Origin of the sequence: Streptomyces syringium (assembly GCF_017876625.1) — a bacterium.
Taxonomy (GTDB): Bacteria; Actinomycetota; Actinomycetes; order Streptomycetales; family Streptomycetaceae; genus Streptomyces; species Streptomyces syringius.
The window spans coordinates 7,642,487-7,654,834 of record NZ_JAGIOH010000001.1; the positions used below are offsets into that span (position 1 = coordinate 7,642,487).

Annotated in this window: 13 protein-coding genes and 1 pseudogene; 9 read left to right on the forward strand and 5 right to left on the reverse strand. The window is 69.2% G+C overall.

Features of this window, described 5'->3' with window-relative positions; translation table 11 throughout:
- Window positions 1-275: 275 nt before the first annotated feature.
- Window positions 276-2,429 (forward strand): RNA polymerase recycling motor ATPase HelR, encoded by a 2,154-nt coding sequence (helR, locus tag JO379_RS32630; RefSeq protein ID WP_209519026.1) that lies wholly within the window; start codon window positions 276-278, stop codon window positions 2,427-2,429.
- Between the two features lie 145 nt (window positions 2,430-2,574).
- Here the strand turns inward: helR and JO379_RS32635 are convergent, their stop codons facing one another.
- Entirely contained in the window at window positions 2,575-3,168 is a 594-nt protein-coding gene (locus JO379_RS32635; protein WP_209518349.1) for an MBL fold metallo-hydrolase, read from the reverse strand.
- Between the two features lie 139 nt (window positions 3,169-3,307).
- On the opposite strand from JO379_RS32635, the gene JO379_RS32640 reads away from it, so the two are divergent.
- The 5 genes from JO379_RS32640 to JO379_RS32660 all read left to right on the forward strand — a co-directional run bounded on the left by JO379_RS32640 (window position 3,308) and on the right by JO379_RS32660 (window position 7,326).
- The gene (locus tag JO379_RS32640) at window positions 3,308-4,216 is read left to right on the forward strand and encodes a GlxA family transcriptional regulator (protein WP_209519028.1); all 909 of its coding nucleotides are present in this window, start codon (window positions 3,308-3,310) and stop codon (window positions 4,214-4,216) included.
- A gap of 101 nt (window positions 4,217-4,317) precedes the next feature.
- Entirely contained in the window at window positions 4,318-4,905 is a 588-nt protein-coding gene (locus tag JO379_RS32645; protein ID WP_209518350.1) for a hypothetical protein, read from the forward strand.
- Window positions 4,906-5,071: 166 nt separating this feature from the next.
- On the forward strand, window positions 5,072-5,899 hold the full coding sequence (locus tag JO379_RS32650) for an alpha/beta fold hydrolase (protein WP_209518352.1): 828 nt from the start codon (window positions 5,072-5,074) through the stop codon (window positions 5,897-5,899).
- 187 nt (window positions 5,900-6,086) lie between these two features.
- Window positions 6,087-6,614: a VanZ family protein gene (locus JO379_RS32655; RefSeq protein WP_245381614.1), complete on the forward strand. Its 528-nt coding sequence runs from the start codon at window positions 6,087-6,089 to the stop codon at window positions 6,612-6,614.
- A gap of 250 nt (window positions 6,615-6,864) precedes the next feature.
- Window positions 6,865-7,326: a hypothetical protein gene (locus JO379_RS32660; protein ID WP_209518355.1), complete on the forward strand. Its 462-nt coding sequence runs from the start codon at window positions 6,865-6,867 to the stop codon at window positions 7,324-7,326.
- A gap of 76 nt (window positions 7,327-7,402) precedes the next feature.
- Here JO379_RS32660 and JO379_RS32665 read toward each other — a convergent pair whose 3' ends face one another.
- Window positions 7,403-8,263 (reverse strand): maleylpyruvate isomerase N-terminal domain-containing protein, encoded by an 861-nt coding sequence (locus JO379_RS32665; protein ID WP_307842203.1) that lies wholly within the window; start codon window positions 8,261-8,263, stop codon window positions 7,403-7,405.
- A gap of 138 nt (window positions 8,264-8,401) precedes the next feature.
- Window positions 8,402-8,842, reverse strand: a complete 441-nt coding sequence (locus tag JO379_RS32670) for a MarR family winged helix-turn-helix transcriptional regulator (protein WP_209518358.1) — start codon at window positions 8,840-8,842, stop codon at window positions 8,402-8,404.
- A gap of 82 nt (window positions 8,843-8,924) precedes the next feature.
- On the opposite strand from JO379_RS32670, the gene JO379_RS32675 reads away from it, so the two are divergent.
- From JO379_RS32675 to JO379_RS32685, 3 genes are all read left to right on the forward strand, one after another.
- Window positions 8,925-9,482, forward strand: a complete 558-nt coding sequence (locus JO379_RS32675) for a quercetin 2,3-dioxygenase (RefSeq protein WP_209518360.1) — start codon at window positions 8,925-8,927, stop codon at window positions 9,480-9,482.
- 81 nt (window positions 9,483-9,563) lie between these two features.
- Complete coding sequence (locus tag JO379_RS32680; protein WP_209518362.1) at window positions 9,564-10,409, forward strand: hypothetical protein; 846 nt, start codon at window positions 9,564-9,566, stop codon at window positions 10,407-10,409.
- 272 nt (window positions 10,410-10,681) lie between these two features.
- Window positions 10,682-11,512 carry a hypothetical protein gene (locus JO379_RS32685; RefSeq protein ID WP_209518364.1) on the forward strand — a complete coding sequence of 277 codons (831 nt, stop codon included), beginning with the start codon at window positions 10,682-10,684 and terminating at the stop codon, window positions 11,510-11,512.
- A 47-nt stretch (window positions 11,513-11,559) separates the two neighbouring features.
- Here the strand turns inward: JO379_RS32685 and JO379_RS33560 are convergent.
- Together JO379_RS33560 and JO379_RS32690 are read right to left on the reverse strand one after the other, a co-directional pair.
- Window positions 11,560-11,688, reverse strand: a pseudogene (locus JO379_RS33560) (IS5/IS1182 family transposase); the annotation flags it as partial.
- A gap of 53 nt (window positions 11,689-11,741) precedes the next feature.
- Window positions 11,742-12,242: a hypothetical protein gene (locus JO379_RS32690; RefSeq protein WP_307842204.1), complete on the reverse strand. Its 501-nt coding sequence runs from the start codon at window positions 12,240-12,242 to the stop codon at window positions 11,742-11,744.
- Between the last annotated feature and the right edge of the window lie 106 nt (window positions 12,243-12,348).

Genomic DNA, 12,348 nt, shown 5'->3' on the forward strand with positions numbered 1-12,348 from the left:
GAAAAGGAACAACCACTCCTCGCCACTCTTAACTTATAGCGCAGCAGGGGGCTTGCGGCAAGGCCCCGGTCGTGGTGCAGAATCGCGGCTCAAGCTCATGACCTGCGGAAATAGGAGATTCACCAGGTGCGTGTGTTGTTGTCGGTCCATGGGTCGTGCGGTGACGTCGAGTCGGTGGTGGGACGCGTACCGCGGGTGCGGGCGCTCGGCACCGAGATGCGGGTGTGCGTACCGTCGGCCGTCGCGGCAGCGACCTCGGACCGGAGCTGATGACCATGAACTCCCTGACCACCAGCGCGTTCGACCTTCCCGACCGCCTCTCCGCCAAGGCCACCCCGGCGCTGATCGACGGCGACGAGCAGCACTTCGCGGCCATCTCGGAGAGCCTCGAGCAGACGATCGCCGAACTGTCCGACCGTCTGGAGACCACGCGCAAGGCGCCCGGCGGCATCGGCCGCGAGGCGATGGACCGGGACGCGGAGATCCACCGCCTGACCAGCCGGCTGCGCACCTTGCGACGCTTCGGCCTGGACCTGTGCCTGGGACACATCGTCCGTACGGACAACGCCGACTCCGTGTACATAGGGCGACTCGGCCTCACCGACAGCACGGGTCGCCGGTTGCTGCTCGACTGGCGTTCCCCCGCGGCCGAGCCGTTCTTCGCCGCGACCCACGCCAACCCGATGGGTCTGGCAAGTCGCCGCAGGTACCGCTGGACCCGCGGCCGGATCAGCGACTACTGGGACGAGGTGTTCACCGCCGACGGGCTCGAGGGGCACGCCGCGCTCGACGACCAGTCCGCGTTCATCGCCAGCCTGGGAGGCAACCGGTCGTCCCGGATGCGAGACGTGCTCGCCACCATCCAGGCCGATCAGGACGCCATCATCCGGGCGGGATCCCGCGGTGCTCTCGTCGTCGACGGCGGCCCCGGTACGGGCAAGACCGTCGTCGCTCTGCACCGGGCCGCCCACCTCCTCTACTCCGACCCCCGCCTCGGTCACCGTAAGGGCGGTGTACTGTTCGTCGGTCCGAGCCGGCCCTACCTGGCCTACGTCGCCGATGTCCTGCCGAGTCTCGGTGAGGAGGGCGTGCAGACCTGCACCGTCCGCGACCTCGTCACCGAGGGAGCCGGAGCAGTGCTCGAGACCGACCCGGACGTGGCCCTCCTGAAGTCGTCCGCGGACCTGGTGAAGGCGATCGAACCAGCCGTCGGCATCTACGAGGAGCCGCCCACCGAGGGCATGACGGTCTCGACCCACTGGTCCGACATCTGGCTGAGCGCCAACGACTGGGCGGCGGCGTTCGAGGCAGTGGAGCCGGGCACACCGCACAACGAGGCGCGCGACCAGATCCGGGAGGAACTGCTCACGATCCTGATGGACAAGGACGACAGTGACGCTCCGCCCGAGCTGCTCCGCAGGTCGCTGCTGCAGGACCGGGAGCTGATCCGGACCCTCAACCGCGCGTGGCCGATGATCGAAGCGAGTGACCTCGTCGGGGACCTGTGGTCGGTGCCCGCCTACCTGCGCAAGTGCGCTCCGCACCTCGCCCCCGACGAGGTCCGCAAACTGCAGCGGAAGGACGTCCAGGCCTGGACGGTTTCCGACCTGCCGCTCCTGGACGCCGCCCGGCAGCGGCTCGGCGACCCGGAGGCGTCCGTACGCAAGCGCCGGCACGACGCCTCCGTCGCCGCCGAACGCGCGCGCAGGGCCGATGCCATCGACAGCCTGCTGCAGAACGTCGAGATCGACGAGAGCGAAGGCGCGGTGGGGATGCTGCACGGACGGGACCTGCAGGACAGCCTGATCGACGAGAGCGCACGGCCTGGCATCGAACCGGACCTGCTCGCCGGACCGTTCGCCCACATCATCGTGGACGAGGCTCAGGAACTGACCGACGCCGAATGGCAGATGCTGCTGCTCCGCTGCCCCTCCCGGAGCTTCACCATCGTCGGTGACCGCGCCCAGGCCAGGCACGGTTTCACGGAGTCGTGGCAGGAACGGCTCGAGCGGGCCGGACTCGACCGGATCGAGGTGGCCTCCCTGAGCATCAACTACCGCACGCCGGAAGAGGTCATGGCGGAAGCCGAACTGGTCGTCCGCGCCGCACTCCCGGACGCCAACGTGCCGACTTCCATCCGCAGCAGCGGCATCCCCGTCGTGCACGGATCCGTCGCGGATCTGGGCGCGATCCTCGACACCTGGCTCGCCGCACATGACGAGGGGATCGCCTGCGTCATCGGCGATCCCGCGTTCCGGGCGACATCCCGCGTCCGATCGCTGACGCCGGAACTGTCGAAGGGGCTCGAGTTCGACCTGGTCGTCCTCATCGACCCGGAGACGTTCGGTGAGGGCATCGAAGGAGCCGTCGACCGCTATGTCGCCATGACCCGCGCGACCCAGCAACTCGTCATCCTCACGAGCTCCTGACGCCGGCGGCACGCTTGCCTCGCCCGGCCCGGCCGATCAAGGGGTACTCGGGCAGCGTGCCGTTCTCGCCGTCGCCAACGCTTGGCCGGGGACGGTGGGCTCGCTCCGCCGTCGTCGCAGGTAGCGGCGGCGGTTGCGGGCGGAGTCAGCGTGGTGTGTTGTCGTCGGCGGTGAAGGGGCCGCCGTGGCCGGGCACGATCAGATCGGCGGTGGCCAGTACGCGGAGGCGGGAGGCGCGAAGTATCTCGCGGTCGGGGGCTACGGGGTCGTCGGCAGGACCGTCCGCGTGCCACCAGAGGTCGCCGGCGAACGCCACGACGCCTGTGGGGGTGCCGGCGAGCAGCGTGATGTCCTCGGGGCTGTGGCCCGGGGTGCGGATCAGGCGTAGTGAGGGGGTGAGTTCATAGCCTTCCGCGTCGCGGTTGGTCCACTGGTCGCCGAGGTATTCCACCTTGTGGTCGTGGACCCGGGCCCGGCGGAAGAGGCCGGCGTTCATGGTGTTGTCGGGGTGGTGGTGGCTGAGGACGACGTCGGTGATGTCGTCGGGGCCGAGGCCCAGTTCCGCGAGGGGGCCGAGGATGTCGTCGTGGCTTGCCACCATGCCCGGATCGAAGATGATGTGCCGGCCGGCGTCGGTGACGTAGGAGACAGTGGCGGCGACGCCGGGACCGGTGGAGCCGACGTAACCGGTGGTCAGGATCGTGTACACGGCGCTGCGGCCGAGCGGTGCGTCTGTCATGCCCCTCATCCTTCCGGGCCGGCCGATCGCCCACGAGTGGCATGGATGCCTCTCATCGCAGGATTACTGCCACAGTGCGATACTGCTTTCCGTGCCGCCCTTCCTGACCGTCGCCGCGTATGCCCCGCCCGGGGTCGGCATGCTCGCCGTCGGCATCGTCGCCGAGGTGTTCGGCCCGCATGGGGAGGAGCTGCCCGGCTTCGACTTCGCGCTGTGCACCGACCGGCCCGGGCCGGTCCCCACCGACCTCGGGGTGCCGCTCATGGTCGGGCACGGCCTGGACCGGCTGGCCGCCGCTGACCTGGTGATCGCCCTGCCATGGGCCGGCTTCCGTACGCCACCGGGCCCCGCCGTGCTCGACGCGTTGTCGGCCGCGCACGAGAGCGGCTCTCTGGTCGCAGCCCACTGTGTCGGCACGTTCGCCCTCGCCGCCGCCGGGCTGCTCGACGGCCGAAGGGCCACCACCCACTGGCGGTTCGCCGAACTACTGGCCCACCGCCACCCGGACGTCGTCGTGGACCCCGACGCCCTCTACATCGACGAGGGGCGGATCACCACAGGAGCGGGAGCCGCCGCGGGCTTCGATCTGTGCCTGCATCTGCTCAGGCGGGAGTACGGGGCCGCGATGGCCAACGCCGTCGCCCGCGACATGGTGCTGCCCTCCCACCGGGACGGAGGCCAGGCCCAGTACCTGACCTCCCCCGTCCCCGAGGACTGCCGGGACGAGCGGCTCGCCGAGGTACTCGCCTGGGCGCGCGAGCACCTCCACGAGCCGCTTCCCGTCGCGGAACTGGCCCGACGCGCCGTGATGAGCAAGCGGTCCTTCGCCCGGCGCTTCGCCGCCGCGACCGGCACCACCCCGCACGCCTGGCTCCGGAACCTGCGACTGAGCAGCGCCGAGGAACTCCTGGAAACCACGGACCTTCCGATCGAGGAGATCGCCCACCGGGTCGGCTACGGCAGCGCGGCCGTCCTGCGCGAACAGTTCGTGCGCCGCCGGGGTGTGCCGCCCCGTTCCTACCGCCGTTCCTTCACCAACGCGCCGTAGACCTGGCCGATTTGAGTGTTCGTCGGCCAAAGGCCTTACCGCTCCGGCATGGTCGGTCCATGGAAGATTGTGTTCCGTACCGCTCGCAGGAGGGAGAGGCCATGGGGTGGCAGGCCGAGGAGTTCGGGTCGTACCACGAGGGGCGGGCGGGGGCCGTCCTTGCCGATGGCAGCGAACCCAAGCCCGTCTACCTCGACGCCGGGAGCGGCGGCGGACCGCCCCCGACCAGCGACTGGCGGGTGTACGACGGCAGATTCGGCGCGCCGAAGGCAGCCGCGTTACGGGGCTCGTGCTCCTGTGGCTGGCGCGGCACGCCCCGCTACCCGATCGACTGGCCGCAGGTGATCGACGACGGCCACTCCATGGATACCTCGGGCCCGCGCGGCGACTGGGAACAGCACATCAGCGAGGTCAGGGCGCGCTCGGTGCCGCTGCCCGTCGGACTGGAAGAGCTGTTGGAGCGGGTGGAGGAGCAACTGGACATGCTGGCTGAGGAGGCGCCGGTGGCCGCGCTGAAAGCCGTGGCAGCGCTGGAGCGCATCACCGGCCGCATCGGCCATCGTGCCGCTCACCACACGCAGGCCGATGAACAGGCCGGTGAACTGTCGTGGGAAGCGATCGGAACGGCTCTCGGGCTGAGCGAGGCAGACGCTCGCTCCCGCCTGATCCGCTACAGCTTCCGACACTGACCCGGGGCTGGAAGAGTTGGCCAGTGGCTCACGGGCTCACCAGGTGGGGCGGCAGCACCATCACGTCACCCTGGGCGCGTGAGGCCCACGAGGGTCGGTGGTCGCACTTCCGGATCTTTCCGGGAGGCGCCGTAGCGCGTCGACGCGGGCGTGACAGTGTTCAGTCATGCCTACTTTCTCCGCGCCTGACGGAACCCGGCTCGCCTACCGCGTGACCGGCGACGGCGACCCGGTCGTCTGCCTCCCTGGAGGCCCCTCGGACTCCCTCTACCTCGGCGACCTCGGCGGCCTGTCCGCGCACCGCCGACTGATCTTCCTGGACCTTCGTGGCACCGGCCGGTCCGCGGTTCCCGAAGACACCACCTCCTATCGCTGTGATCGCCTCGTCGAGGACGTCGAGGCGCTGCGCGAACACCTCGGACTGGCCCCGATGGACTTGCTCGCTCACTCCGGCGGCGCGAACCTCGCGGCACAGTACGCGGCGCGCTACCCACAGCACGTCGGCAAGCTCGCCCTGATCACCCCCGGTGCGCGAGCCGTCGGTGTAGCGATCACCGGGGAGACGCGGCGCGAGCTCGCGCGGCTCCGGAAGGACGAGCCGTGGTTCCCGGCGGCGTTCGCCGCCTTGGAGGCGATCAGTGAGGGCACGGGCAGCGACTGGGAGGCCATCGCTCCCTTCTTCTGCGGCCGGTGGGACGCTGCGGCACAGAAGCACCATGCGGCGGGTCAGCCGAGCAACATGGAGGCCGTCGCGCTCTTCGCGGCCGAGGGCGCCTTCGACCCGGAGGCCACCCGTGCGGCGCTCGCCGCCTGCGAGGTCCCCGTGCTGCTGCTCGCCGGCGAGTTCGACCTGAACAGCCCCCCGCGGTCGGTGGCCGAATTCGCGGGCCTGTTCTCCGCCGCCACGCTCGCCGTGCAGCCCGGAGCCGGGCATTACCCGTGGCTCGACGATGCCGACCGGTTCGTGGCGACCACTGCGGCATTCCTGGGCTGAACGCCTGCGCACGCACGCTCCGGGAGCGGCGGCCGGGGTTTCCCGGCCCCGTTCGGGTCCGGATCCGCTTCGCTGCGGGGGTTATCAGGTTCGTCGGGGGTAACGGATAGAGGCAGACAGGCCGACCCTGACAGGGGGTTCGTTCGTGATGGTACGGAAAGTCCCGCACGACGATGCCGCGAAGGACATGGACAGCCGGGCGGCGGCCGACGCGCACCGGCTGTCACGGCCGGTGCGCGTGCTGGTCATGTTGCTGGCCTTCGCGGGGATGGTGGCCTTCGGAGTGGTGCTGGCCCGGCTGACGCTGGAACCTTCGGCTGCCTCGGAATCGCTGACGCACAGCAACCTGCGCCCGGGTGACTCCGTGCGCGAGTACCTCGCCCGACCGGCCTTCCGCGACACCCTCAAGCAGCTCGGCGGCAACATCGCGCTGGGTATTCCGTTCGGTCTGCTGCTGCCGGTACTGGTGCCCCGCGCCCGGGGGCTGATCCGCGTAGCTGCCGTGACCGCAGTGGTGATGTTGCTTGTCGAACTGGTCCAGGGCGCCCTCATCACCGGCCGGGCATTCGACATCGACGATGTGCTGCTCAATACCGCGGGCGCGCTGCTGGGCTATCTGGTGATCGGCCGCAGGCTGGGCCGGGCCGTGCACCCCCGGCGCCGTCACTGGTGGCACCGCTTCACCGGGCGCCCGCATTCACAGGAAAGCCGGTGAGTCGACCTGGCAACCGTGGTCCCGTTTCGAGGTCGCTGTCCTGATTCCCGCAGCGTATGGGGGTTGCGTACGGGTCGTCTGGGTTTCTGCCGTCTGCTGATCAGGACTTGGGATCTATGCGGTCGCGACTCTGTCACAGTGTTACCGGCGGTATGGCCAGGTGCGGGGCTGTTGCCTAGCGTGACGCGAGCTTGTTGATGGCGCCGGAACGGAGCGCCATCCCCACACCACTGGATCGAGAGAACCAACAGTGAAGTTCCAACGCGCTCGCGCCGCAGCCGCATCCGGATTCGCCCTCGTCGCCCTGGTCGGCATGGGTATCAGCGGCTGCAGCGGTGATCCGGCGGGGCAGGGTTCGGCCTCCGGTTCAAGCGGCCCGCCCGCTGCCGACAAGGCGACCCGTGCTGACGACAGCCGTGACGCCCTGAAGGACGTAGAGATCTCCGCCTGTACGTATGCCGACAAGAAGGGCATATCGGCCAGCGTGATGGTCTTCAACCATGATGTGACGGCGACCTACAGCTATGAGGTCGCCGTGAAGTTCACGGCCCCTGACGGCACTCCGGTGGCCACCCGGACCACGTCTGTTTCCTTCATCCGTCCCGGCCGCTGGAACAATCTCGACATCGTGGCTCCCTACACGCCCAAGGCGGGCGCGTCCACCAGCGGCGTCAAGTGCGAGGTGGACAAGGTGGAGCGCAGCGCGGGCTGAATTCCCGGGCCGGACGGACCCGGCTGCCGAGCCGCCCGGCTGCTCGCCCATGGGCTCACTCGACAGGCGCTGGACGTTACGGGCTGGCGATGAGGTCGCTGAGGCGCGGGGCAAGCCACGGCTTGCGGCCGCCTGCTCTGATCCCGCCGCGCGCGATCACTTTCCACAGTGGGGTGCGCCGGAACGCGACGAGGAGAAACGCGGTCGGCGTCGCCGAGATACGGCAGTCGTAGGCCCGGGGCGGCGCGTCGCGGGTCACGGTGGCCGTTTCGTCGCGGACGACGACCGCCAGCCGGGGGCCTCCCCTGATGGCGAGGTCGAAGGCGATGTCGACCCCACGGGCCTTCGCCGCGTCCAGGCTGAGCGGCATCATGGTCGGCATGGACTGGCCGATCACCAGGCGTGCCTCCTCGGGGCCGATCGTCCACGGGAGCCGGGCGCCGCGCGCGATGTCGAGGCCGTGGAGCAGGCTCTCGCTGAGCACCATTCCGGTGGCCGTCGCCAACGTCGGCGTCACCTGCTCCCCGTACCAGGGGGTGACGACGGGGGTGTGCGGAGCGAGCCCCTCGGTGGCCCGCAGGAACGCCTCGCCCCGCTCGGCGACGAAGTCGCCGAGGTGTCTGCGCTCCTCAGTGCCGAACAGGCCGATCGCCTTGGCGTTCACGGCCGTGATCCGTTCGACGAACGATCGGTCGCCGGAAGGCAGGACGCTCTCCCAGTCCTGGAACTCATGAGTGAAGGCGGAGCAGTACGCCAGGTACACGGCAGCCACATGCGCGCCGACATCTCCCACCGTCCACACCGGCACCCCGGAGGGCGCCCCGAGATCGGGCGCGTCGCGCAGCAGGCGCGCCAGGCGCGGGACGATGGCTCGCAGCGCGGCACGGGTCTTCTCGTGCTCGATGACAGGATCGGAGCTGCTGCCGACAACGTTCACGTCGCCCTCCTGGCTGCTGACGGGCGCACACATTACCGCTGAGTACTGGAGAGCGATACAGCTCGGACAGGGGTCCTTGCGTACGCGCAGAGCCCCTTCCGCGACGGCCCGTGGAACCTCATCCTCGCGCTGCCGACCTCATGAGGCCGGGGGAGGGGGTGGGCCCCACGGCGTCTCCAGCGCTGCCCGCAGGGCATCGACCGCCTGTCGGCTGATCCGCTCGGCGAGCTGCTCCTCCAGCCGTTCGAGGATGGCGCCGGCCTGGTGGTGTGCGCGTTCGCCCTCCTCGGTGCGCCGGATCAGCCGTCGGCGGGCGGAGGCGGGGTCGGGGATCTGCTCGAGAAGTCCGACGCCGACCAGTCCGTGCACGGCCTGGTGTGCGGTCTGCCGGGTGACGCCCATGCGCCGGGCGAGTTCGGACACGGTGGTGCCGTGGTCGTCCAGTACGGCGAAAAGCTGCACCTGTGTCGGTGAGACCGGTGTGGCCCCGGCTGCCTCCAGGGCTGCCAGCAATCCTTCGTCGAACCAGCGACGGGCGTCGCTGAACAGCTGGGGGAGGTTGCGGCGGGTGGACGGCATGGATTCCTCACGGTCGGCTTGCCTGTCGGCGCTGGCACATGTCAGGCTACCTGACATTCGCGAGATGGACCCAAGGAGTCCCATGACCATCGAGTACGCCACCCGCTACCGCCAGGCCTCGCACATACCGTCCGAGCCGGGCAAGCCCTACTTCATCGAGAAGGGCGAAGGAGACCGCGCCCACCTGTTCGGCGACCTGATCACCATCTACGCCGGCGGTGAACAGACCGAGAACACCTTCAACTTCTTCACCGTCGAAGGCCCCAAGGGCGACCTCATCCCGGCCCACCTGCACCCCGACACCCACGAGGTCTTTTACGTAACCCAGGGCGCTGTACGGCTGTTCGTCGAGGACACCGAAGGCAATCAGCAGGAGAAGCTGCTCACCCCCGGCGACTTCGGCTTCGTACCCAAGAACTGCCCGCACGCCTACCGCATGGAGCGCTACCACAGCCAGGTCGTCGGCGTCGCCGCCGGCCCCGGCGGCACCTTCGAGCGGTTCTTCGAGAACCTCGGCGCGCCTGCGGAACAGCTTGGCCTGCCGCACCAGCCCGTTGTCCCGGAACCCCATAAGTTCGCGGTGGTGCCCGAGCGGTACGACGTGCGCTTCCTGCCGGGCCATCAGTGGCAGACCCGGTGAGTGACTGTTTCGACTGACCGGAACCCGGCTTCTGCCGCAGGAGGACTGCAGGGCCGCGGGCTGACGTCCTAGAGTGACGAAATGCCCCCGTCTGCCGCCCCCTCTACCGAACCGACTGCCGACCCGACTGCCGATCGGCCTGCCCTGGACCTGCTCGATGCCTACCTTGAGGCTCGCTGGGACGGAAGGGACCTCCCGCTCCCCGACGTCATGGTCGGCGACTCGGGGGACGGAGCCGGCGAACTCCTCCACTGGGTCATCGGCCAGTTCCGGAGCATCCCCCGCGAGCCGAAGGGGGCCTTCGGCCGCGGGGTCGGCAGCCTCCTGACGGAGTTCCGCAGCCGTCGCTGTCCCTGGAACGCGGCCGCACTGCGGCTGCTCGGCGACGTCTATGCCTTCGCGGCCACCGGACCTCGTCGGCAGGAGGACTGGGCACGCGATGCCCTCGCCGTGCTGCACCGGTCGGTCCCCGACCCCCGCGGCTGGTTGCGACTGGACTGCGATCGCAACAACGCAGCGCGCCACACGGTGCCCGCCTACCCCTTCGACCCCCCGGCCGCATCGGAGTTCCCCGACCGCCTGTACCCCCTGGAAAGGGAGGCGGCGGTCGCCGCGCTCGCCGTCATGACGGAGGAATGGCAATCGGAGCCCGCTTCCGTCCGCTCCCGCCCGGACCGCGACGCGGTGCTGGCGGATGCCCGGACCCTGCTCGACAGGTACGGTCCCACCGCGCGTTACTGGACCAATGCGACGGCAGCGGCCTCGGACCCGTCCCCGGACTTCCTCACGGCGGGTCTCCAGGGCACTCGCTCCCATGGCTTCCTCACCTCCGCATACCTGGGTGGCCTCGACCTGTTCGAGGACCTGGGCCTGATCGCCGTGACCGACGACGAGGTAGGCGTCTTCTGGTCGTTCGGGGCCTGCTGACACACGACGAGGCCCCACGCTGGCGCACCCCTCAGGGCCCGCCGGGAGAAGCCGTAAGGCGGCGGCGCGCCCCACCGATGGTGGAACGACCTCGCCGACAGCGTGCGTGCCTTGGGGAGGAGGCCCGGGTCCCTGCGTTGCTCTTTCCAGGGTGGCCACTCGTGCGAGTGGAGTTCTTGAGGCCTGTTAGCTCAGACGAGTGACTTTCTGGGTTCTTTCGGGTGTATAGGGCATGCCTGCCTTATAGGAGTAACGGCCTCGGGGAGGACGAAGTGAAGTGGATCAGGATTCCCGTGATGGCGGCGGTCGCCGCCCTGACCCTCACCGCAGGAATGGCCGATGCCGTCGGCCGGGCAAGCAGCGCGCCGGCCTCCGAGCCCAGAGCCGCGGCCCCGATGGATCACACCGGGATTCAAGGCGGCGAGCTGGTCATCCCGGCAGGCGTCTCCACAACGACCCTCGTGCCGTGCCCAGCCGGCCGTGAACCGAGCGGAGGCGGCGGCGTCAGGTCCGGTAAAGGGCTCTTCATGACCGGCTCGTCACCCCGTGGCAATGTGTGGGAAGTCAAGTTCACCAACAAATCGGGCGTGGAGCGGCGAGGTTCAGCCTTCGTCGTCTGCACCGCTCAGTCCCACACACGCGTGGCTGCCGATAACCCCCTCACGGTGCCCGCCCACTCGCAGAGCGGCATCAGCGACGTCCGTTGCCCTGGCAACCAGACACCCACCGGCGGAGGGTGGGAGGCGACAAGCATCGAAGTCATCGGCCTGCGGTTCTCCGCCCTGTCCCAGGCCTACCACACCGTGGTCTTCAATAATTCGAACGCGGTGCAGAGCTTCAATGCGGTCGCCCTGTGCTCGACGATTGCCCATGAGCCCCGGCTCGGCAACCAGATCACCGTCCAGCCCGGCGACGAGGGTGTTGCGACTGCCAATTGCGGCCCCGGCCAAGTAGCCAGCGGTGGTGGTTCTTTCCCCAGCGGCCAGGCATTCATCGGCGCCTCTCGCGCACTCCCCAACGGCACCGGATGGCAGATCACTGCTGAGAACACGACGGGCACACCCCAGAAAGTGACTGCAGAGGCGATCTGCACATCGTCGTGACGCACCGCCACCGGACGGACTCCGCTAGCTGAGGGCTGTCCGGCAGGTCATGCGCGAAGCCAGAGCCGGACCGCCGCGAGGGTGACCGTGCCGTGAAAGGCATACGCTTTTTTGTCGTACCTGGTGGCTACGGCGCGGGAGCAGCCCTGTTGCGCGTTGATGGTTCGAGCGACCTCAGCACTGCTCAGTCACGCGAACCGTCGGACGCGCCTTAAGGCCCACTGGCCCATCAGTCCCACGCGTTGAAGAGCGTTGCGCCGAGAGTCGCCGGCTGCCAGTACCTGATCTGACGCCACTCCGCGGCGGACAGGGCAGAGGTGTCCGAGTCCGCCAGCGGTGACAGAAGTTGTACTGCGCTCAGGACGGCAAAGCCGTCATCGCTGAGGGCAGCGGCCCAGGCAGGTGGTTCCTGGAATTCGTCGGTGTACGAGGAGCGTCGGTCGGAGGCGAAGGCGATCAGCCGGTAGTGGGCGTGAAACAGCCCGATGTGCGTGCCGCTCCGAGCCTTGATCGTGGCGCTGTGGAAGCTCTGCGGGTACTTCTGCTCCGTGAAGTCCTTGACTTCCCCGCCTGCGGCGCGGGCTGCGGAGTGCCAGGCGGTACGGCACGCCTTGGGATCGGCATGCGGAAGCGGCGGGTCGCCCTGGTCGCGGAAGCCCGTTACGCCTCTCTCCAAACAGAAGGTGGCCGGCTGTGAACGGTCCACCTTTGCTTCCTCCGAGTTGGCCACCGCTGCTGATCGTCAGCTTCAGCGGCAATGGCCAACTCTCGCTGGCTCGGGGCATCCGGTCCTGGATCATTCATACGGGCAAGACCGTGGTGTGTGGGTGGTTAGG

Bases quoted from the DNA above. Each gene is read 5' to 3' on its own strand.
- helR (WP_209519026.1), top strand. From the start codon at position 276: ATGAACTCCCTGACCACCAGCGCGTTCGACCTTCCCGACCGCCTCTCC.
- JO379_RS32645 (WP_209518350.1), top strand. From the start codon at position 4,318: ATGGGGTGGCAGGCCGAGGAGTTCGGGTCGTACCACGAGGGGCGGGCG.
- JO379_RS32635 (WP_209518349.1), bottom strand. From the start codon at position 3,168: ATGACAGACGCACCGCTCGGCCGCAGCGCCGTGTACACGATCCTGACC.
- JO379_RS32650 (WP_209518352.1), top strand. From the start codon at position 5,072: ATGCCTACTTTCTCCGCGCCTGACGGAACCCGGCTCGCCTACCGCGTG.
- JO379_RS32675 (WP_209518360.1), top strand. From the start codon at position 8,925: ATGACCATCGAGTACGCCACCCGCTACCGCCAGGCCTCGCACATACCG.
- JO379_RS32670 (WP_209518358.1), bottom strand. From the start codon at position 8,842: ATGCCGTCCACCCGCCGCAACCTCCCCCAGCTGTTCAGCGACGCCCGT.
- JO379_RS32640 (WP_209519028.1), top strand. From the start codon at position 3,308: ATGCTCGCCGTCGGCATCGTCGCCGAGGTGTTCGGCCCGCATGGGGAG.
- JO379_RS32655 (WP_245381614.1), top strand. From the start codon at position 6,087: ATGGACAGCCGGGCGGCGGCCGACGCGCACCGGCTGTCACGGCCGGTG.
- JO379_RS32680 (WP_209518362.1), top strand. From the start codon at position 9,564: ATGCCCCCGTCTGCCGCCCCCTCTACCGAACCGACTGCCGACCCGACT.